At 39.9% G+C, this 19,693-nt stretch carries 21 protein-coding genes and 1 tRNA gene; 3 read left to right on the top strand and 19 right to left on the bottom strand.

Annotated features, from left to right (window positions below; translation table 11 throughout):
• Positions 1 to 22 precede the first annotated feature (22 nt).
• From ACT17O_RS03395 to typA, 5 genes are all read right to left on the bottom strand, one after another.
• Entirely contained in the window at positions 23 to 664 is a 642-nt protein-coding gene (locus tag ACT17O_RS03395; RefSeq protein ID WP_444817743.1) for an ABC transporter ATP-binding protein, read from the bottom strand.
• 1 nt (position 665) lies between these two features.
• The gene (locus tag ACT17O_RS03390; protein ID WP_434398684.1) at positions 666 to 2,687 is read right to left on the bottom strand and encodes a bacteriocin-associated integral membrane family protein; all 2,022 of its coding nucleotides are present in this window, start codon (positions 2,685 to 2,687) and stop codon (positions 666 to 668) included.
• A 70-nt stretch (positions 2,688 to 2,757) separates the two neighbouring features.
• Positions 2,758 to 3,060 carry a lactococcin 972 family bacteriocin gene (locus ACT17O_RS03385; RefSeq protein ID WP_434398682.1) on the bottom strand — a complete coding sequence of 101 codons (303 nt, stop codon included), beginning with the start codon at positions 3,058 to 3,060 and terminating at the stop codon, positions 2,758 to 2,760.
• Between the two features lie 199 nt (positions 3,061 to 3,259).
• Positions 3,260 to 3,514, bottom strand: coding sequence for a DUF3165 family protein (locus ACT17O_RS03380; RefSeq protein WP_045590746.1), 255 nt, complete (start codon positions 3,512 to 3,514; stop codon positions 3,260 to 3,262).
• A gap of 19 nt (positions 3,515 to 3,533) precedes the next feature.
• Positions 3,534 to 5,375, bottom strand: coding sequence for a translational GTPase TypA (typA, locus tag ACT17O_RS03375; protein ID WP_000164116.1), 1,842 nt, complete (start codon positions 5,373 to 5,375; stop codon positions 3,534 to 3,536).
• Between the two features lie 158 nt (positions 5,376 to 5,533).
• Here typA and ACT17O_RS03370 point away from each other — a divergent pair, with 158 nt between their 5' ends.
• On the top strand, positions 5,534 to 6,259 hold the full coding sequence (locus tag ACT17O_RS03370; protein WP_070569091.1) for a 16S rRNA pseudouridine(516) synthase: 726 nt from the start codon (positions 5,534 to 5,536) through the stop codon (positions 6,257 to 6,259).
• 40 nt (positions 6,260 to 6,299) lie between these two features.
• Here the strand turns inward: ACT17O_RS03370 and ACT17O_RS03365 are convergent, their stop codons facing one another.
• From ACT17O_RS03365 to ACT17O_RS03355, 3 genes are all read right to left on the bottom strand, one after another.
• Entirely contained in the window at positions 6,300 to 6,533 is a 234-nt protein-coding gene (locus ACT17O_RS03365) for a hypothetical protein (protein WP_070569094.1), read from the bottom strand.
• Positions 6,534 to 6,619: 86 nt separating this feature from the next.
• Positions 6,620 to 7,000 carry a rhodanese-like domain-containing protein gene (locus ACT17O_RS03360; RefSeq protein WP_070569096.1) on the bottom strand — a complete coding sequence of 127 codons (381 nt, stop codon included), beginning with the start codon at positions 6,998 to 7,000 and terminating at the stop codon, positions 6,620 to 6,622.
• Entirely contained in the window at positions 6,997 to 7,290 is a 294-nt protein-coding gene (locus tag ACT17O_RS03355) for a YqgQ family protein (RefSeq protein WP_049477930.1), read from the bottom strand. The genes ACT17O_RS03360 and ACT17O_RS03355 overlap by 4 nt, the downstream gene beginning before the upstream one ends.
• 41 nt (positions 7,291 to 7,331) lie before the next feature.
• On the opposite strand from ACT17O_RS03355, the gene ACT17O_RS03350 reads away from it, so the two are divergent.
• Complete coding sequence (locus tag ACT17O_RS03350) at positions 7,332 to 8,240, top strand: LysR family transcriptional regulator (RefSeq protein WP_001222578.1); 909 nt, start codon at positions 7,332 to 7,334, stop codon at positions 8,238 to 8,240.
• Between the two features lie 44 nt (positions 8,241 to 8,284).
• Positions 8,285 to 10,084: an N-acetylmuramoyl-L-alanine amidase gene (locus ACT17O_RS03345; protein WP_320691890.1), complete on the top strand. Its 1,800-nt coding sequence runs from the start codon at positions 8,285 to 8,287 to the stop codon at positions 10,082 to 10,084.
• A gap of 28 nt (positions 10,085 to 10,112) precedes the next feature.
• Here the strand turns inward: ACT17O_RS03345 and ACT17O_RS03340 are convergent, their stop codons facing one another.
• The 11 genes from ACT17O_RS03340 to vncR all read right to left on the bottom strand — a co-directional run bounded on the left by ACT17O_RS03340 (position 10,113) and on the right by vncR (position 19,570).
• Complete coding sequence (locus ACT17O_RS03340) at positions 10,113 to 10,430, bottom strand: LiaF transmembrane domain-containing protein (protein WP_070569104.1); 318 nt, start codon at positions 10,428 to 10,430, stop codon at positions 10,113 to 10,115.
• A gap of 226 nt (positions 10,431 to 10,656) precedes the next feature.
• Positions 10,657 to 11,526: a DUF6287 domain-containing protein gene (locus ACT17O_RS03335; protein WP_049477932.1), complete on the bottom strand. Its 870-nt coding sequence runs from the start codon at positions 11,524 to 11,526 to the stop codon at positions 10,657 to 10,659.
• 296 nt (positions 11,527 to 11,822) lie between these two features.
• Positions 11,823 to 11,895: transfer RNA gene (locus ACT17O_RS03330), tRNA-Thr, on the bottom strand.
• Between the two features lie 100 nt (positions 11,896 to 11,995).
• Positions 11,996 to 12,781, bottom strand: coding sequence for an ABC transporter permease (locus ACT17O_RS03325; RefSeq protein WP_225750518.1), 786 nt, complete (start codon positions 12,779 to 12,781; stop codon positions 11,996 to 11,998).
• Position 12,782: 1 nt separating this feature from the next.
• Positions 12,783 to 13,601, bottom strand: a complete 819-nt coding sequence (locus ACT17O_RS03320) for an ABC transporter permease (RefSeq protein WP_444817742.1) — start codon at positions 13,599 to 13,601, stop codon at positions 12,783 to 12,785.
• A gap of 1 nt (position 13,602) precedes the next feature.
• The gene (locus ACT17O_RS03315; protein ID WP_444817741.1) at positions 13,603 to 14,595 is read right to left on the bottom strand and encodes an ABC transporter ATP-binding protein; all 993 of its coding nucleotides are present in this window, start codon (positions 14,593 to 14,595) and stop codon (positions 13,603 to 13,605) included.
• A 314-nt stretch (positions 14,596 to 14,909) separates the two neighbouring features.
• Complete coding sequence (locus ACT17O_RS03310; protein ID WP_045613970.1) at positions 14,910 to 15,455, bottom strand: histidine phosphatase family protein; 546 nt, start codon at positions 15,453 to 15,455, stop codon at positions 14,910 to 14,912.
• A 51-nt stretch (positions 15,456 to 15,506) separates the two neighbouring features.
• Positions 15,507 to 16,439 carry an alpha/beta fold hydrolase gene (locus ACT17O_RS03305; RefSeq protein WP_185760231.1) on the bottom strand — a complete coding sequence of 311 codons (933 nt, stop codon included), beginning with the start codon at positions 16,437 to 16,439 and terminating at the stop codon, positions 15,507 to 15,509.
• A 128-nt stretch (positions 16,440 to 16,567) separates the two neighbouring features.
• Positions 16,568 to 17,449, bottom strand: coding sequence for a class II fructose-bisphosphate aldolase (locus ACT17O_RS03300; RefSeq protein WP_001018995.1), 882 nt, complete (start codon positions 17,447 to 17,449; stop codon positions 16,568 to 16,570).
• A gap of 145 nt (positions 17,450 to 17,594) precedes the next feature.
• Positions 17,595 to 18,917 (bottom strand): sensor histidine kinase VncS, encoded by a 1,323-nt coding sequence (vncS, locus tag ACT17O_RS03295; protein WP_084877858.1) that lies wholly within the window; start codon positions 18,915 to 18,917, stop codon positions 17,595 to 17,597.
• Complete coding sequence (gene vncR, locus ACT17O_RS03290) at positions 18,914 to 19,570, bottom strand: response regulator transcription factor VncR (RefSeq protein ID WP_084877856.1); 657 nt, start codon at positions 19,568 to 19,570, stop codon at positions 18,914 to 18,916. The genes vncS and vncR overlap by 4 nt, the downstream gene beginning before the upstream one ends.
• Positions 19,571 to 19,693 lie beyond the last annotated feature (123 nt).

The raw sequence follows: 19,693 nt of genomic DNA, 5'->3' as shown, positions 1-19,693 counted from the left end.
CTTCTAACTTAATATTCTTTTATCATCTATGAGATAAATCAGTAACTCGAATAACTTGGTCCACTTGATCCCAAATAAGAGGATTGTGGGTCGCAATAATAATGGTCCGATTCGGATTTTTTAGAGATTCTAATATAGAAAGTAATTCCTCAGAGTTTTTGGGGTCTAAGGAAGCGGTTGGTTCATCTGCGAGAATCAAAGGTGGATCCTTTAAAATTATCTTCGCTAGTGCAACACGTTGTGCTTCTCCTCCTGATAATTCAAAGATAGGTTGCTTTAAATCTAAATAAGAGAGGTTAACACGGTTTAGAGCTTGTTTCATCAAAGAGATTTTCTCTTTTTCTTTCAACTTATTACCAACTAAACCCAGATTGAGATTCTCTTTGATGGTTTGACTTTCAATTAAGCCAAAATCTTGAAATAAGTATCCTAAGTAATCTCTAAAGAAAACAGAAGGCTTGATGTCCTTAAGAGAAGTGCCATCATAGATAATTTCTCCATTGTCATATGGCTCTAATCGTCCAATCATATTCAAGAGGGTTGTCTTACCACAGCCACTTGTACCGATTAAGGCATAAATTTTCCCACCTTCAAATTGAAGATTAGTATCTGAAAATAGCTGACGGCTTCCAAATTTTTTAGATATATTCTTTAGTTCAATCATCCTATTTTCCTTTCATAATGGTCATAGAAACACGAGATTCTTTCTGTGCTTGACGGTAGAGAGTCAGTATAGCACTAACGAGGAAGATCGATAAAGTTACCAATCCAATCACCACATCCCGACTACGCCAAATAAAGAGACTCGCACCGAATACAAAACTTGCAAATTGGCTAACCATATACTGAGCATGTGTTTCAAAAAATCGTAAACCTGAAATTCGTTTAATCAAGATATCTCGACGAAATTGCTCGAAATATAGAAGATTGACAGAATAAAAGAGTAACAAGGAACTAGCTATTCCAACAATAGCTCCTAAGATTAAAGTTGCTGTTTCAGTTTGCACTTCATTATAACGAGTTAGATAAACACTTCTTCCTTCTTTAAGATAAGATACTTGCTCATAAATTCCAGCTTTCTTCAAGAGTTCTAGCCCACTCTCATATCCTTTGATAAAGATATTCTTACCAGCATTGATAGACCAACTAGATAAGGATATAAAACTATCACCTGTAGAAGTCGGCGTGAATACCACTAAAATCGGATCGGTTAAGTACTGGATGGATACTGGGTTTTCACCGTTATTATAAACAAACCGCTTTTCTCCAGTTGGAAGATAACTAACAATCGCTCTCATTTCATACTCTAAAGGAGCGTCTTTATCCTCACTTGATTGTCCATAAGAGTTTAAACTTTCTTCAAAAACTTTCTTAAGTTCTGCTTCCTGTGAACGAAGAGATTCTGGTAATAAGAGTCCAAATTCCCCTTTTTGGAGATGGGCTAACTTCTGTTTGGTCTCAGCATCTACCACGACCTTTTCCTTCTCCAAATAACTTGGACTAACATAGAGCGTATTAGCATCTGGACTATAGGTATCCAGTGTCTCTCCCTGTTCATTTTTTCCTTGTGGATTGGCAAAATGGAACAGATTATCCTTTACATAAAGGGCTTGTTCTTCTTCGATTGCTTCCTTGGCAAAGGCATACCACTTGCTCTGATTTTCCGCATTTTCTACTCTATCACCGAGCCCAAAGGAAATCTGGTAATAATCTGCTCGATCTTCCCACGCTTGCTTGGATAGTTGGAGTTCCTGTAAACGCTGGTAAGAAGTCAAGCCTGTCTTAACAGCGTAGCCTACTGTAAAAACAGCTACTAACTGACACAATAGGGTTAAAGCCATCAAGCGTTTAAGTGGTAATCTGCCCTTGATAACAGGAACTAATGCTTTGTAACTCAAACTCATTAGATAAAGGAGCATTAGTAAAATTGAAATCGCTAATAAAAACAACAGATAGAAACTAATCCCAAAACCATAGGTGGCTAACAAGATAGGATAAAACAAACCTTGACTAAAAAGAACGACTCCCCCACCTAGGAAGGAAAGGAGGGCTGATAGAAGGAGCCACTTGATATCAGTCGATAAAGAATGCCCCATGATGGATAAGAGAGTCTGACCAGAAAAGAGTTTTATACCTGCAGCTCTCATTTCCTTAATACGAGTGATAATCACTAAAGCAAAGAAAGATAAGCCAAATATTGCTAAACTAATTAAAATAAGGGGAATTAGTAACATTCGAAAAGCAAGAGTATAGGGCGGTGTCTTTCGGTCAGGAATTGCTTTATAACCCAAATCTCCTAATTTATCGGCAAGCTTTTCTTTCGTCAAGGAGCCTGACAAAAGGAGATAACTATTTAGTGGATCACTCCGTTCACGACTTTCTTGGCTAGCTTCTTGGAATTCTTTTGGTAAAGTTCCCTGACCATAAGTTGCATAAGTAAAGTGAGTCGTCCCATCCTTACTCGGCTCTACGATTCTTCTAGCTATTAAACTCTGTTCTGAGTTTGCAAAATTCTCCAATTCCTGTTCAAATACCTCACGCGTCGGTTCCTGAGTATCTTTTTTGACTCGAAGTAAGGAGACGGAATCATAGCTTGCATATAAATATTGTGGCGCACGTAAGACAATAATCCAAGCAAGGAAGAAGCTGAGAAAAAAAGTTGATAATAATATGAATAGTTTCTTCATAGTAGACTCCTTATAAACAAAATTCCCCTTATAATTTCTTACAAAGGGAATTATCTAAGAAAACTAAATATTAGTCGTCATAGTCATAGAAAAATGATACTTGTTCCCCAAATTCAGTCCAAATCCATGCGTAGGAGGTTTTTCCTGCAACTGCTTCTCCTTTATCTGAATGACTATTCCATCTACTTACAAGAGAAGAATAATGATATTTTTTACCATGATAGTAATTTGAAAAAGCCCAACCACCTCCTGAACCTTCTCCGTATGTCCATACTCCTCCATCTGGATATTGTACAGCAGCTGATACGGCTCCCATTAATGTAAAGCTTGAAATAAGAGCTAGAGCGAGTAATCTATGTTTTTTCGTTTTCATTTTATTTTTCCTTTCGAAAAAAGCACACCCAGAGTGACAAGACGATAATTTAAAATCTCCTCCTACCCTAATTTTTGAAAACGTTTTCTTTTGTGTTTATGGTATCATTTTTATCATAGTTTGTCAATAACTTTTACAAAAATATTTTAACAATTTTATCTGTCTAAGTCTAAAAAAGAGAGCCGCAGCTCTCTTTCTTTTATCTTCTTTTACCCTTTTTTTCAGGCATGAGCGTAATGTCCCTCAAGCTAAAGTAGGCTAGGGCAAGCATGGCTATTGTGACAAAGAATTCTGTCGGTAATTGGAAGATTTGCAAGATGGACAACATCAGCAAAATCAAGAGAGCAACAACTACAAAGACCAAGATAACGATGTTGACTGTTCCTTTGATACTTTGGGGTGTCGCAAATACATAGAGTAGTAATAAGAGTATCCCTATGATTAAATAGACCATCTTTATCTCTTTCTAGCTCTTATTCAGCTGATTTTTTCTTTTTGTTGGCTTTCTCGCGCTCTGCCTTGTTGAGGATTTGCTTACGCAAACGGATAGACTCAGGCGTTACTTCCATGTACTCATCGTCATTCAAGAACTCAAGAGACTCTTCAAGGGTCAAGATACGAGGTGTCTTGATAACCGCTGTTTGGTCCTTAGTAGCTGAACGAACGTTGGTCATTTGTTTGGCCTTGGTGATATTAACAGTCAAGTCGTTTTCACGAGAGTTTTCACCGATGATCATTCCTTCGTAAACCTCAGTACCTGGGTTGACAAAGATGGTTCCACGTTCTTCGATAGACATGATTGAGTATGTTGTTGCCTTACCAGCATCGATGGAAACAAGAGCACCACGGTGACGTCCACCAATTTCTCCTGGAATCAATGGCAAGTATTGGTCAAAGGTATGGTTCATGATACCGTAACCACGAGTCATTGACAAGAACTCAGTTGAGTATCCAATCAAACCACGCGCTGGAACAAGGAAGACCAAACGAGTTTGACCATTACCAGTTGAAATCATATCCAACATTTCACCCTTACGTTCAGAAAGGCTTTGGATAACAGATCCTTGGTATTCTTCTGGAGTATCGATTTGAACACGTTCAAATGGCTCACATTTAACTCCATCAATCTCTTTTACGATAACTTCTGGACGAGATACTTGAAGTTCATAACCCTCACGACGCATAGTTTCGATCAGGATGGACAAGTGCAATTCTCCACGACCTGAAACAGTCCACTTATCTGGTGAGTCCGTTGGGTCAACACGAAGGGATACGTCTGTTTGCAATTCTGCCTGTAAGCGTTCTTCCACCTTACGAGAAGTCACCCATTTTCCTTCACGACCTGCAAATGGTGAGTTGTTGACCAAGAAGGTCATTTGAAGAGTTGGCTCATCGATGTGTAGGATTGGAAGAGGTTCAATGGCATCTGTCGGTGTAATCGTCTCACCAACAAAGATATCTTCCATACCAGAAACAGCAATCAAGTCACCTGCTTTAGCTTCTTGGATTTCACGACGTTCCAAGCCAAAGAAACCGAAGAGTTTTGTAACACGGAAGTTCTTCGTTGTACCATCTAGTTTAGAAAGGGTAACTTGGTCCCCAACTTTCACACTACCACGGAAGACACGACCGATACCGATACGACCTACGAAGTCATTGTAGTCCAAAAGTGAGACTTGGAACTGCAAAGGTTCATCTGAGTTGTCCACTGGAGCAGGGATATGGTCGATAATGGTATCAAAGATTGGTGCCATTGTTTTTTCTTGATCAGCTGGATCATCTGACAATGAAGATGTTCCGTTGATAGCTGAAGCATACACCACTGGGAAGTCAAGCTGGTCATCATCTGCACCAAGCTCAATGAAAAGTTCCAAGACTTCGTCCACTACTTCTGCTGGACGAGCTGATGGTTTATCGATTTTGTTGACAACCACGATTGGAACAAGGTCTTGTTCCAAGGCTTTTTTCAATACGAAACGAGTCTGTGGCATGGTTCCTTCGTAGGCATCTACGACCAAGACAACACCATCAACCATTTTCATGATACGCTCCACTTCTCCACCAAAGTCCGCGTGTCCTGGTGTGTCCATGATGTTGATGCGTGTGCCATTGTATGCTACAGCAGTATTTTTGGCAAGAATTGTAATTCCACGCTCTTTTTCGATATCGTTTGAGTCCATAGCGCGCTCTGCCAATTCAGTACGTGCATCAAGCGTTTCTGATTGTTTCAACAATTCGTCAACGAGGGTTGTTTTCCCGTGGTCAACGTGGGCGATAATCGCAATGTTACGGATATCTTCTCTTAATTTTGTCATGATTTCCTCTAATATTTAAATTTTTATTTCTAACTGAACAATTATACCACAGTCTCATTCAAAAATCACAGTTCAGCTAAGTGTAAATGTTTTCACTCTGCTTTTCTAGTCAAGGCAACTCTTTTCAAAGTCAGAGACTTATGATATGATAAGCTGGTATGCGTTTAGATAGATTATTAGCCCAAGAAATGGTCAGTCGCAAGGCTATGAAACAGGCTCTGTTAAAAAAAGAAATCCTAGTGGATGATTATCCAGCTCGCTCCCTCGCCCAAAATGTTGATACAGGATTGCAAAAACTAGTCTTTCAAGGACGGCAAATCCAAGGCTACGAGCACACCTACCTCATGCTTCATAAGCCAAATGGAGTCGTTACAGCCAGCAAGGATAAGAAACTCCCAACCGTCATGGATCTCCTCCCACCTGACGGCCAGTCTGACCAGCTCTATGCCGTTGGCAGATTAGACCGCGATACGACGGGACTCCTCCTTTTGACAGACAATGGACCTTTAGGATTCCAACTCCTTCATCCCCAGTACCATGTCGATAAATTCTATCAAGTGGTAGTAAACGGACCGCTCACGTCAGACCATATCCAAAAATTCAAAGATGGGATTGTCTTTTTAGATGGGACCACTTGTAAACCAGCTCAGCTTGAAATTCTGTCCTCAAGCCCATCAGAGAGCCATGCCTCCATCACCATCTCAGAAGGGAAGTTTCATCAGATCAAAAAAATGTTCCTCTCAGTCGGTGTCAAGGTGACTGCCCTAAAACGAGTCCATTTCGGTGACTTTACATTAGACCCAGAACTAGCAGAAGGGCAATTCCGCCCCTTGAATCCAGAGGAATCGGAAATCATTAAAAACTACTTAGAGAAAAGTGGATAAAAGAAAAAAGCTTTATGTTTAAAGCTTTTTTTGTTTTTACTTATCTAAAAACTAATGCGATGGCTGCAATCCAGTTAAGTACAGAAATTACAAGTCCTACGATATTGAGAATTTTTTCTGTTTTATAGTCTAGTCCAGATTCTTTTTGGTATGAAAAAGCCAAGACCAATCCTATGATCCCCAAAATCAGACCCACTATTGGCGATAGCAAACCAAGGACGATAGATAAGATACCTAAAATAAGTGAAGGTTTTTTCTTTTGTTGTGAATTCATATTACAAAATCTCCTTAAATTTAATATAAATGATGATACCATAAAATGCTAGCTTTATCTATCATTCGACAGTTTTTTACAGAATCTTAGCTAGTCTTGACCTTCCCAATCCAAGAATCCAATCCATAAGAAAGGATATAAATCTCAGAGAAACCTTGTTTCTTCAAATAAAGTGCTGCATTGGTCACTCGTTGTCCGCGTTGGTTTTCGTAGAGAAGGACAGGTTTATCCTTACGAAGGGCTGCAAGGCTTGACTTCAACTGATTTGAAGGAATATTGCGAGCTCCGAGGATATGTTTTCTGTGAAATTCTGCTGGTTCACGGACATCAATCAATTGCCCTTTTCGAATCAAGGCTTCAAATTCTGCATTATCCACAATCTTAGCCGCACGACGAATACGAAGGTAGTTATAACCCATCCATGCCGCCATCGCTAGTACGATTCCCCACAAAACCCAAATTGTCATAAGTTCTTATCTCCATTTTTCTCTATGTAGTCTAATTCTATCTTGTGCTCTCTACGAAGAACAGCTTCCGCCTCTAGATAGTCTAGCTTGTCCATCAGACCTGCATCATAGATCCGAGAGAGTTCGAGCTTCATCAGTTCAATATCATACAAGCGCTTCCCCATGTAAACAATAATGCCAAACTGTTTGAGAAATTGCTGCACATCATAGAATGTTTTCATAGCTTTCATTCTAACAGATTTTAGACTTTTTTTCAATACCAGTTTGGGGCTTTCCTCTCTTCCTTTCATCTTCTTTGCTCATTCTTCACCAAGTGTGGTACAATAAAAGCATGAGAATTCAACAATTACACTATATTATCAAAATCGTCGAAACTGGCTCTATGAATGAAGCAGCCAAGCAACTCTTTATCACCCAACCAAGTCTCTCTAATGCCGTTCGAGACTTGGAAAATGAAATGGGCATTGAAATCTTTATCCGCAATCCCAAGGGCATTACCTTGACTCGTGATGGGATGGAGTTTCTCTCCTATGCCCGTCAGGTCGTTGAGCAAACTCAGCTTCTGGAAGAACGCTATAAAAATCCTATCGCCCACCGCGAACTTTTCAGCGTTTCCTCTCAGCACTATGCCTTTGTAGTCAATGCCTTTGTCTCTCTGCTCAAGAAAAGTGATATGGAGAAATACGAGCTCTTCCTTCGTGAAACTCGGACTTGGGAGATTATCGATGACGTCAAGAACTTCCGTAGCGAGGTCGGTGTCCTCTTTTTAAACAGCTACAACCGCGATGTTTTAACGAAAATGCTAGATGACAATCACCTGCTAGCGCACCACCTCTTCACAGCCCAACCCCATATCTTTGTCAGCAAGACCAACCCTCTAGCTAAAAAGGACAAGGTCAAACTGGCTGATTTGGAAGACTTCCCTTATCTGAGTTATGACCAAGGGACGCACAACTCCTTCTACTTTTCAGAGGAGATTCTTTCACAAGAGCACCACAAGAAATCCATCGTAGTCAGTGACCGTGCCACCCTCTTTAATCTTTTGATTGGTTTGGATGGTTACACCATTGCAACAGGGATATTGAACAGCAACCTCAACGGAGACAATATCGTTTCCATTCCACTGGACATTGACGACCCGATTGAACTAGTCTATATCCAGCATGAAAAAACCAGCCTGTCTAAGATGGGCGAACGCTTTATCGAATACTTACTAGAAGAAGTTCAATTCGATAATTAATAGGAAAAATGAAAAAGAGAAAAGAAAAAGTTAGGAAATAAAAAGTGAAAAAGATACTACTGACCAGTGCTTTAATCCTTTCAATCGCAGGATTAGCACCCGCATCCGTCTTAGGAGAAGAAAACACTACTCAATCCACATCTGCTGTCAAGGAAGCAATTGCCAAAGAAGAAAAGAAGGAATCGAGTGTTGAGGAAAACTCTAAATCAGAAGTTCTTCCGAAAGTAAATGTGCAAGAAGACAAGCCCAAAAAAGAAGGATGGTACCAAGAAAATCACCACTGGCGTTTTTACCAAGATGATAAACCTGCTTTGAACTGGAAACAAATCCAAGGCAAATGGTACTACTTCGATCAAGATGGTAATCGTCTTCATTCTACTGTCTACAAAGGCTATGCCTTTGACCAAGATGGTGTCATGATAGAAAATAGCTGGACCAAACTGGACAATCAATGGTATTATGCTGATTCCTCTGGACGACTTGCTCAGAACACTTGGAAAAAAATTAACGGCTCTTGGTACTATTTTGACCAAATTGGAAGTATGCTCAGCAACACTGCCGTTGACGGCTATCTTCTCACAAAAAGCGGAGCTATGGCAGAAAAGGGTTGGACTAAATTAGACCAAATTTGGTACTATGTCGCTCCTTCTGGAAAGATCTCGCAGGATAAATGGGAGAAAGTCAACGGTTCTTGGTATTACTTTGACAAAGACGGTGGAATGCTGAGTGCGACAACCTTCAAGGGCTACCTCTTCAACCAGAGTGGAGCTATGGCAGAAAACAACTGGGTCAAAATCAAGGATACTTGGTTCTATGCGAACGGGTCAGGGAGATATATTCAAGACAACTGGCAAAAGATTCAAGGTTCCTGGTACTCATTTGACCAGAATGGTGGAATGCTAGCAGACAAATGGAAAGAAAGCTACTACCTTAAAACCAGTGGAGCCATGGCGGAGAATGAGTGGATCTTCGATAAAACCTACAAGAGCTGGTTCTATCTAAAAGCGGATGGCCGTTATGCAAATCAGGAGTGGATTGGAGCATACTACCTCAAGTCAGGTGGTTACATGGCAAAGAGCGAATGGATTTACGATAACTCTGACAAAGCACGCTACTACCTAGATGATAATGGACATTATGTTTCAGGAACTTACAAGATAGACGGTAAGGAACACCTGTTCCAAAAATACGGCCAATGGATTTCTGAAGTTTCAACTGAAGGCGGATTTACAAAAGGCCTATACAGCAATACCATTTTCCTAGATCCTGGGCATGGTGGTCGAGATTCAGGTGCCTTTTACTACAATGTAGCTGAAAAAGATCTCAACATGCAGATTTACCGTAAGCTTCGTACTAAGTTAGAAGAACTAGGCTACAAGGTCCTCACTTCTCGTGATAGTGATATTGACGTTGATTTTGTTACCGAACGTTCTCGTATGGTTAATAAGACCAACTCTGATATTTTTATCAGTATTCACTTCAACGCTACTGGTAATACCTACTCAAAAGCGAGCGGTATTCAAACCTACTCCTATAGCGATGAACCTGATTATCCAAGTAAGATTAATAAATACTGGCACAATCACCCAGATCGTATGAGTGAAAGCAAACGCCTCGCCGCTGCCATCCACTCCTCTCTTCTAGCAGAAACAGGGGCCAAGGATGCTGGCCTGTTGGAGAGTAGCTATGCCGTCCTACGCGAAACAGCCAAACCAGCTGTCCTCCTAGAGCTTGGATATATGGATAATTTCTCCGAAAACCAACAAATCAGAGATAGCCGCTACCAAGATAAACTGGTCGCAGGTATTGTGAAAGGGATCCAAAAATATTACGCTGGTCAGTAAAAAAAGTCTCGAGAAATCTCGAGACTTTTTATTTATCTTCTTTTTTATCCTTATCAGGAAAGAGGTAGCCAAGTCCTACACAAGCTAGCACACCGGCACCAATCACCAAACCACTTGAAATTGGCAAGAGATCAAAAATAGCATTTGCAATGATAAAGGCAATGATCAAGCACATCAAGCTAGTCTTGTAGTCTTTTTTCAAAAAGTTTTCTAGCATGAAATAGAGGAACAATCCTACCGGAATGAGTGACCAGAGGTTGACATCCAAACTTGGCCATCCAACAGATCCGAAATACAATACTAGCGCTGCTGCTACTAAAAATACAAGTCCCAATAATTTTTTCATTTTTTTGTCTCCATTTTCTTTTTTATTGACTTGAGTTGTCTGATACTGACCCCTCACGTCCCTTACATGAACCATTATAGCAGAGGATTTTTTCAAGAACAAGCCCTTTTGCCTATCTGGTCAATATCTCTGTCTAAGTGGTTGAGTATTTGTAACAAAAGAAAAAGAAGCCCATTAGAGCTTCTTGATTTTGCCGATTGTAACAGTATTTTTGAACGAATACCATCTAGTTTTTCTTTTCCTTTGACTCTAGAGAAGATTTGATTGATTCACGATCTGCTTGCAATTGAGCTAAGTTCTTTTCTGCTTCCTCAAGTTTACTGGTATCTGGTTTCACACGATAATAAACATTTTCTGGTTTCATTAACATCGCTCCATACTCTTGCCCAGAAAGTAGTCTTTCCTCAGCATGGTTGCTTTTATCCGTAATCTTTCCGTCATCAGCAGGTTGCATAACAACTCCACTTGGCACAGCTACTACTACAAATCCTCCAGCAACAGAATCTTTTACCCATGCACTGATAGACGCTGTCTCAGGGTTACGACTATCTTGTCCTTTTGATACCTTTAATCCAACTAGAGATTCGTACTTTTGATCATTTGTAAACCAAGTCGCACGTACTTCTCCAGAATCATTAATAATGTATTCATTACCAGATTGACTACGCCAAGTACCTTCTAAACTAGACAAGTCATTGTTCTTGATTGCTTCAATATCTAATTTTGGAACAGCAGTTTCTTTCTTGAACTTGCTAACAAGTGCTTCTGCTTCCGTAATTTTGGTATCTAAAGCAGTCAGTTGATCCTTGAGTTTCTGAATTTCCTCTTGTTTATCCTTATCAGTCTCATCTGTTTTTCCTTGGCTTGTAGACGCTTGACTTGTTGACTCTGTAGTTGAAACAGCAGACGTTGCTTGATTTGACTCTTTCTTTACAATCAGAAAATATGAGAAAATACTTACCAAGATAAGAGTGACTAAAACAGCGAGTGCTATGCCAATATAGATTTTTATTTTTTTATTTGGAGTCAACTTTGATTCTGACCGCTTACGTCCGTTAATCTCTTCAAATTGTCTTTCCCGTTCTTTCTTATTCATAATTTTCTCCTTTTTGATTTATATTCAGCCAAGTTTGCGAGACTTCATTCGTTACTATCCATGAACTTTTATGACTTTTTAAAAAAATCAAAGCAAAAATTTCTAGAATAATTAACAGCCTATAGTCCTCTAAAACGGAACGAAAACAAGTGCTTATTAAAATATATTATACCACAAAATATAAATTTTAGTTTTAATTTATAAGTAGGAGTTTCTGACGTTAAATAGAACCTATCTCAAACGTTCCACCTTTCCTATATTTACAAAAAAAGAAGCCCGTTTGGACTTCTTGATTCTGCCGATTGCAGGGCTTGAACCTGTGACCTACGCGTTACGAGTGCGTTGCTCTACCAACTGAGCTAAATCGGCGATTACCCTTTTAGTATAGCACTCTGAGAATAGATGTCAAGAAATTTTTATCTCCATTAGAAAAAGCCTGTCCTGAGACAAGGCTTTGAGTTTCTTCCTTTTACGAACCAGCACTTTCGTAAGCGTCTAATCCCCTATCCCAGAGTTTTAAAGAAATAACAAAGAAAACAAGGGAAATCAAAATCAACCCACCAATGTTAAAGAGTCCGTCTTTATCCTGCAAGAAATAGCTGGCAGGATAGTAGGCCGTAAAGGCGAAAGGTACAATAAAGCTAATTAACCAACGAAGGAGCGAATTGTAAATGGAAATCGGGTACTTGGCAAAATCATTAAACATATAGAAAATGTAAATCATGGCACCTGACTGCTTGGTCCAAAAAGCGATGCTAGCTGTCGCAATTTTCAAGGAAGTATAAATCAAGGTCGCAAAAGGAATACAGACTAGAAAAATCAGGAATTTGGGAAGAGTCCAAGCAATGCTAGTCGCCGTTGTCGCTAGTAAGATTCCACCGACCAAAAGTTCACCCAAGGCATCAATCTGAAAGGTCTCAACGAGGATGTGAAAGAGAGGATTGATAGGACGAGTCAGATACTTGTCAAACTCCCCTTTTCGAACTAGTCGTTGACCTAAAGCCCAGAGATTGTCAAAAAAGAGATGATCTAATCCCTTTGGAATTAAGGAAAATCCATAGATAAAGGCAATCTCTTGAAAGGTCCAACCTTCTAGCGAGGGGATGTGTTGAAAGAGTACATTAAGAAACAAGAGATTCAGGCCTTGAGTCAGAAAGACTCCCAAGACACCAACCACAAAATCAACTTTGTATTCCATGATTTGCTTGATGTATTGTCTGATAAAAATCAGATGCATGCGTTGATATTTTTTCATCCTAACCTCCCTGAATGGTGATAAATGACTGGACTCGTTTCCAAATCAACTGAGACAAGCCCACCATCACTATAAGCCAGAAAAGCTGAAGCAAAAGTGCTTGAAGAATCTGACTGGCATCGTATTTCCCAACAATAATCATGACCGGAGTGTAAATTAAGGATGAGAAAGGCAAGAAGGACAGAATATCTGAAACGATTTTCGGAAAGAAAGCCAAGGGAATTAAACTTCCAGACATAAAGGCTACTATTGAAGTCTTGAGTAGATTGGAACCCCATAAATTTTTAAATACAAAGGCTGAAAATCCAAAGCAGATATTAAAGAAAAAGTTAATCAGATAAGCCAGAGTTAAGCTAAAGAGATAAAGGACAGTTAATCCCAGCACTTCTAAAACACCTTGACCAGATAAGATTTTCATCAAAACAATGACACTTAAAAATGGCAGTCCAACAGAGATAAAAATCAACCACTTGGAACCAAGCTCGGTGAAAAGATAAGAGGTCGAAAAATGGACTGGTCTCAGCAAGCGCATGATAATGGAACCATCCTTGACCTCCTCCCCAATCATAAAGGAGCTATCAGATCTGGTCAAAATATTGGTCACAAAACTCATGATGATGTAGAGAGTGATATCTGCCATACCAAAGCCCTGAATCAAAGACTCCTGCGAGGAATCAAAGACAGCCTTCCAGAGATAGAAAGCGACAAAAGCCCCCATGACATCACCAATCCGATAGAGAATAAAGTTAACTCGATAGCTAATCAACTCCTGAATCCCTGCATTGATAAAGGGTTTATAACGTCTCCACAATTTGACCATCTTAGAGCTCCTTTCGATAGAAGCGACGGATAATATCTTCAATATCCGTATCCACCATCTTCAAATCACGGACTTCAAAATCAGATAAGGTTTGCTTGATAATATCAGCTGATTGGTAGCGGGAACTATCAAATTCAATAGTCAGGTTGTTTCCTTGTCTATCAATGGACATATCAGGCAAGCCTTCATAATGAGAGACGAGATGACTTTGACCTGGTAGCAGCTCAAAGGAAAGAGTCTTCATCTTGCCAAAGGTTTCCTTGAGCTGGCTAACCGTCCCATCAAAAATCTCTTGCCCCTTATCAATCATAAAAATCCGATTACAGAGTTGCTCAATATCACTCAGGTCGTGAGTAGTCAAGAGAATAGTTGTTTCTTCCTCCTGATTGATCTGGGTGATAGCACGTCGAATGTTATCCTTGACCGACACATCCAAACCAATGGTCGGCTCATCTAAAAAGAGAACCTTAGGATTGTGAAGCAAGGAAGCTGCAATATCCGCCCGCATCCGTTGACCTAGTGAAAGAGTCCGCACAGGATCCTTGATAAATTCCTTCAAATCCAAGACTTCATTCAAAAAGTCCATGCGCTTATGGAAAAGCGAGTCCGGTACATCGTAAATCTCCTTCAAAACCGTGTAGGTTTCTTGCAGTGCCAAATCCCACCATAGCTGGGTACGTTGTCCGAAAACGACTCCAATATCCTTGACATAATCTTGGCGATTGTCCTGGGGAATCTTGCCGTTAATCCGACAATAGCCTGATGTCGGTTTTAAAATTCCTGTCAGCATTTTAATGGTGGTCGACTTCCCAGCACCATTTGCCCCAATAAATCCTAAAATCTGCCCTTTTGGAACTTCAAAAGTTAAATCCTTGACCGCTTCAAAGGTCTGCTTTTCAGGATGAATAAAGGAGCGCAAAGCTCCCTTCAAGCCCGGTTCCTTAACAGTCTTCACAAAATTTTTCTGAAGATGTTGCACTTCTATCATTGCCATATCTATCTCCCTTTAGTAAGAAACAACATTGTATTTTTGACTACAAATATTCTAAATCCTTACTTTCTACACCTTCTCAATATTATTACAGAAGGATTTATACCAACCTATTATAATCCAATAAAAAAAGGAATGCAAGCGTTTGCTTATAGATTATGAAATTAGAGATTTCTCTCTTAAAATAATGCTTTTGAATCAGAAATTCTGGTTTAATAGTTTCCTTAACACACCAAAAAACTGCCATTAGGGGCAGGCTACGAATTGTAAAAAGGCAAACTATTTTGATCAATATGATTCACTATTTAATCAAAGAACTAATCTTTCATAATTCTTTTCACAATCCCATTTCTATCAATTAGAAAACAATCTGGAAAGGTCATTTGCTCCCATTTTTCATAATCAAAACTGGAATCAAAGTGATGTAGTAGTATTCCTATCAAATTCCCGTGTGAACTAAGTAAAATCGTTTTTTCTGAGTATCTCTCTTCCAATTCCATTAAAAAATTTAGTACTCTAGCTAGTGCATCTTGATTTGATTCCCCTTCTGAAAGAGATTCACTGGGATTTTGCCATAAATATTTAATACTGTCTTCAAACTCAGAATCTTTTATAAAGGTTGAAGATAATTTTCGCTCTCGTAACCGATTATCAAGAACTATTTTATCAAATTGAATTGGCGAGCTATTAATCGTTTCAAATGCTCGTTTATAAGGACTAGAAAAATAATAATCAATATTAAAAGAATTCAAAAACTCTAACTGGTCAAGAGATGAGAATCCTTTTTCTGATAAAGTTCTATTGAAATCATCACTTGAAAATCTTGAATGAGCATGTCTAAGTAAAATATAAGAATTATTCATAAGTCATTACCTTTCAATTATTATCATCAGTCTCAATGGATTTTTAAGCCCTCAATTATTCTCTAAAAATTCTTTAATGCGAGAAACAATAGCATCGCTTTGATAATGATAGAGATCGTGAGGCGCATCCATATAGACGACTTGAACATTAGACTGGTCGCTTGCAAATCTCTCTGCATAACGTTGCCACTCAGATTGGCTAAAGCTAGTGCCTTCACCGTTAGACACCAATAGTAAGGTGGGAATTTTCGGATTGATGCTAGAGGGAACTTTCTTGGCATTTTCCTTTAACGTTTGAGATTCATGAAGCATGGCTTGTGACATCAACTGCTTATAAGCTAGAAATCTATATTGTTTTCGTTCAGTTTCAGTCAGAGTTTGATTTTTTATATAAAAGGACTCAGGGAAGTAGCGTAATAAACCAATCTTGCTGCTCCAATATGCCACAGTGAGCAAGGCCTGATTATCCTTTAAATTCTCATAACTTGACGGCAGTGCCCAATCCAGACCAATCAAGGCTTTAACTTCATCAGGATACTTCTCCTGCCAAGCCAAACTCTCTAGACTAGCCATGGAATGAGACAGAATGATAAACGGCCCTGTGATATTTGCTTGGGAAAGAGCTTGGCGAGTCTCAGACAAAACCTCCATCACATCTCTTGAATGATTGCTATCATCACTATAACCATATCCTGCCCGCTCCACTATAACTACCTTATACCGTTTCGATAAGGATTCCGATACTTCTTTAAAATCCAATATAGGAGAAGCAATACCAGCACCTGAGAGAACTACAATAGTCTCAGAACCATCCCCCTCAACGTAAACATTTATTTGATGTCCATTGACGAGAACTTGTTGCCCCATAGGTGTCAGTGAGGCTTTTTCCTTTTCCAAACTGATACGGTGAAAGATGAATGTAGCGAGTAAAAACAAAAGAATGAAACTAAGAAAGCCAAGAAACCATTTTTTCAGTATTTTCATAGCATTATTGTACAAAAAATAGAACCTTTTAGCAACTTAAGATTGGTTCTTCTACAGTATATTGGCTATATATTCAGACACAAAAAACCCACCCAATGGGCAGGTTCTTTCTGTATTGTTCAGCTAGATTAAGCTTTACCTTCTGAACCGAATACGTCGATACGTTCTTCAACTGATGCTTGGATAGCTTTTACACCGTCAGCCAAGAATTTACGTGGGTCGAAGAGTTTTTTCTTGTCGTATTCTGCTTCGTTTGCTTCGTAGTCACGAGCAAATTTACGAGTTGCGTTAGCGAATGCGATTTGGCATTCAGTGTTAACGTTAACTTTCGCAACACCAAGTTTGATAGCTGCTTGGATTTGGTCATCAGGAATACCTGAACCACCGTGCAATACGATTGGGAAGCCTGGAAGAGCTTCTGTCAATTTCTTCAAGTGGTCAAGGTCAAGACCTTCCCAGTTTGCTGGGTAAGGACCGTGGATGTTACCGATACCAGCTGCCAAGAAGTCGATACCAGTTGCAACCATTGCTTTAGCGTCTTCGATTGGAGCCAATTCACCTTTACCGATGATACCGTCTTCTTCACCACCAATAGTACCAACTTCAGCTTCTACTGAGATACCTTTAGCGTGTGCTTTTTCAACAACGTCTTTAGCCAATTTAAGGTTTTCTTCAACTGGAAGGTGTGAACCGTCAAACATGATTGAAGTGTAACCAACTTCGATACACTCAAGTGCATCTTCGTAGTGACCGTGGTCAAGGTGGATAGCTACTGGTACAGTGATACCCATTGACTCAACAAGGTTAGCGATCAAGTTGCGAGCAACTTTGTAACCACCCATGTATTTAGCAGCACCCATTGAAGTTTGGATCAAAACTGGAGCTTTTTTAGCTTCTGCTGCACGCAAGATAGCTTGAGTCCACTCAAGGTTGTTTGTGTTAAATCCACCAACTGCATAACCGTTGTCACGAGCTGCTTGGACAAATTTTTCTGCTGAAACGATTGCCATTTGTCAGGCCTCCTATATATTTTTTGGGACATCCCATTTACATTGTTCATTTTATCACTTTTTGATAAAAAAAGCTAGTTTTTCCCATACTTTAGATTGAATTTCTTCCAATCGAATCAATGTAAACCCTTTCTTTTTCTTAGTCCTAAGTGACTTTGGGATAACGTATGAAGAAACTCAAGCGATCGCCCTGCATCTCAAAATGATAAGGTAATTTCTCATGTTCTAATAAACTTTTGACCACAAAGAGCCCCATCCCCGAACCCTTGGTCTTGCGACTAGCATTATCAGAAAAAGACTGGACCAGTTTTTCTTGTTCTTCAGGACTACAGCTATTCTCGATAAAGAGTTCTCCTTCTCTTTCTCCAATGCGGACCAGGCCATCTGGAGTGGAGTGCTTGATAGCATTGCTGATGAGGTTCGATAGAATCAACTTCATGACAGATGGGTTTATGTAAGCCTGCTGATGGGTTAGGCTAATGTCCACCTGAAGTTCTCTCTCCTTGGCGAGCAAAGCATAATCCTTGACCAGACTTTGCGTCATCTGAAGGAGGTCAACCTCTTCTTTCTCGTCTCGCAATTCCTGAACAGAAGAAAGAGACAATATCTGGAGAACGTGGTGACTGAGGTCATCCACAATCCCCAAGGCAACTCCAAGATAGTGGTCTCTATCCTTATAACGACCGACATTTTCTTTCATATTTTCGATTAAGATTTTCAAGCTAGCTAGTGGAGTTTTCAATTCATGAGAAGCCCCTCGCAGGAACTCAACCTTCATCTTCTCCAGCTGGAGAATAGCTTCATTCTTGTCATGCAAGTCTGCAATGACAGTCAAAAGGTGCTGGTAAAGGCTATTGATTTGTTCCTTGAGATCACCAATCTCATCCTTAGAATCCACGCGCAATCGCACTTGTCCATCCAAATCCATCATCCGACGGGTCACCCGCTTGATTTCCAAGATTGGGGCAACAATGGTCCGAGCGTAGATGTAGGCCACCAAAAGAGAAATCAGAAAGGATGCCAACAAAGTATAGGGAAGAAACTGGAGACTGATCTGCTCCGCTTCCTTTTGCAAATCCATGGACGCTAAAAATTGAAGAGTCATAGTCCCACCGTCTTGCGTTTTCACCTCACGCTCCTCAATAAAGAGGGAAGTGGTCTGGCGATCCGTGTCCAGAGGAAAATTGTCCTTGACCTCTAACTTGTCCTCGGTCATCTCTCCCTTGATAGCTCCTTTGATATCACTGGTCTGGGAATACAAGTCCAACACTTGCTCGATGCTTTGCCTATCTTTTCCGTCTAGGGATTGGGCAATAGCAGTCGCTTTCTGACCAATGGTTTCCTGACGGTGGCTCAGATAAGTAGAGGGAAAGAGAAAATAAATGGCTAAATGAAGACAAATAACCAGAACACTAAAAATCGAGAAGGTATAGATAAAAATCTTTGTAAATAAACCTGTTCGTTTCATTTTCGCTCCAATTTATAACCAACATTGCGCACCGTGAGGATACAATCCAAGTCTAGCTTTTTCCGCAGTTCCTTGATATAGACATCAATGACACGGTCAAAGGGAACCTCATCTGTCGCCTTCCAGACAGCATCGATAATCTGAGAACGAGTCAAGGCCCGGCCTTCATTTTTCACCAGATAGTCCAGAATTTCCAACTCTTTGGCATTGATAGCCACTTCTTGACCTGCGAGGCTTGCACTGTAACTCTCAAAGTCCACCTTGGTATCTTTATAGGAGAAGACTCGTCCTGTATCGTAGTAGCGCTTGAAAATCGCGTCCACCCTTACTTTTAAAAGGGAGAGAGAAAAAGGCTTTTCCAGATAACCGTCTGCTAGAGAAGCAAAAGCACTCATCTTGTATTCTTCATCCTGAAAGGCTGTCAGCATCAAGACAGGAATCTGACTGGTCTTACGAATCTCCGCTAGGACTTCTAGGCCATTAAGCTTGGGCATCTGGATATCCAGTAAAACCAGGGCTACTTCATAGCTGGAAAATTTTTCCAGAGCTTCTTGTCCATCTGCTGCTTCAATGGTTTCATAACCACAATCCGTCAAATAGTCACTGATTCCCTCACGGATCATCTCTTCATCTTCTACAATTAAAATTTTCATAGAAAAAACGGTTCACATCCTTTAAATTTCTTGTAAATCTCCTCTGTTTCATCCTGATAGGAAGAGTCCTTATCAAGATAAAATAGATAAAAATGCTACCTATATTATACCCCATTTAGGGGA

Source organism: Streptococcus sp. HJ1 (assembly GCF_052399005.1).
GTDB lineage: Bacteria > Bacillota > Bacilli > Lactobacillales > Streptococcaceae > Streptococcus.
The sequence above is the reverse complement of the archived record's forward strand: the minus strand, read 5'-3'. Positions and strand labels throughout refer to the sequence as shown.

Excerpts from the sequence above, each read along its gene's own strand:
- typA (WP_000164116.1), bottom strand. The coding sequence starts at position 5,375 with ATGACAAAATTAAGAGAAGATATCCGTAACATTGCGATTATCGCCCAC.
- ACT17O_RS03325 (WP_225750518.1), bottom strand. The coding sequence starts at position 12,781 with ATGAAAAAATATCAACGCATGCATCTGATTTTTATCAGACAATACATC.
- ACT17O_RS03360 (WP_070569096.1), bottom strand. The coding sequence starts at position 7,000 with ATGACAATTTGGGTTTTGTGGGGAATCGTACTAGCGATGGCGGCATGG.
- ACT17O_RS03300 (WP_001018995.1), bottom strand. The coding sequence starts at position 17,449 with ATGGCAATCGTTTCAGCAGAAAAATTTGTCCAAGCAGCTCGTGACAAC.
- ACT17O_RS03340 (WP_070569104.1), bottom strand. The coding sequence starts at position 10,430 with ATGAAAAAATTATTGGGACTTGTATTTTTAGTAGCAGCAGCGCTAGTA.
- ACT17O_RS03350 (WP_001222578.1), top strand. The coding sequence starts at position 7,332 with ATGAGAATTCAACAATTACACTATATTATCAAAATCGTCGAAACTGGC.
- ACT17O_RS03355 (WP_049477930.1), bottom strand. The coding sequence starts at position 7,290 with ATGAAAGGAAGAGAGGAAAGCCCCAAACTGGTATTGAAAAAAAGTCTA.
- ACT17O_RS03385 (WP_434398682.1), bottom strand. The coding sequence starts at position 3,060 with ATGAAAACGAAAAAACATAGATTACTCGCTCTAGCTCTTATTTCAAGC.
- ACT17O_RS03335 (WP_049477932.1), bottom strand. The coding sequence starts at position 11,526 with ATGAATAAGAAAGAACGGGAAAGACAATTTGAAGAGATTAACGGACGT.
- ACT17O_RS03395 (WP_444817743.1), bottom strand. The coding sequence starts at position 664 with ATGATTGAACTAAAGAATATATCTAAAAAATTTGGAAGCCGTCAGCTA.
- ACT17O_RS03370 (WP_070569091.1), top strand. The coding sequence starts at position 5,534 with ATGCGTTTAGATAGATTATTAGCCCAAGAAATGGTCAGTCGCAAGGCT.
- ACT17O_RS03315 (WP_444817741.1), bottom strand. The coding sequence starts at position 14,595 with ATGGCAATGATAGAAGTGCAACATCTTCAGAAAAATTTTGTGAAGACT.
- ACT17O_RS03320 (WP_444817742.1), bottom strand. The coding sequence starts at position 13,601 with ATGGTCAAATTGTGGAGACGTTATAAACCCTTTATCAATGCAGGGATT.
- ACT17O_RS03310 (WP_045613970.1), bottom strand. The coding sequence starts at position 15,455 with ATGAATAATTCTTATATTTTACTTAGACATGCTCATTCAAGATTTTCA.
- ACT17O_RS03365 (WP_070569094.1), bottom strand. The coding sequence starts at position 6,533 with ATGAATTCACAACAAAAGAAAAAACCTTCACTTATTTTAGGTATCTTA.
- vncS (WP_084877858.1), bottom strand. The coding sequence starts at position 18,917 with ATGAAACGAACAGGTTTATTTACAAAGATTTTTATCTATACCTTCTCG.
- ACT17O_RS03305 (WP_185760231.1), bottom strand. The coding sequence starts at position 16,439 with ATGAAAATACTGAAAAAATGGTTTCTTGGCTTTCTTAGTTTCATTCTT.
- vncR (WP_084877856.1), bottom strand. The coding sequence starts at position 19,570 with ATGAAAATTTTAATTGTAGAAGATGAAGAGATGATCCGTGAGGGAATC.
- ACT17O_RS03380 (WP_045590746.1), bottom strand. The coding sequence starts at position 3,514 with ATGGTCTATTTAATCATAGGGATACTCTTATTACTACTCTATGTATTT.
- ACT17O_RS03390 (WP_434398684.1), bottom strand. The coding sequence starts at position 2,687 with ATGAAGAAACTATTCATATTATTATCAACTTTTTTTCTCAGCTTCTTC.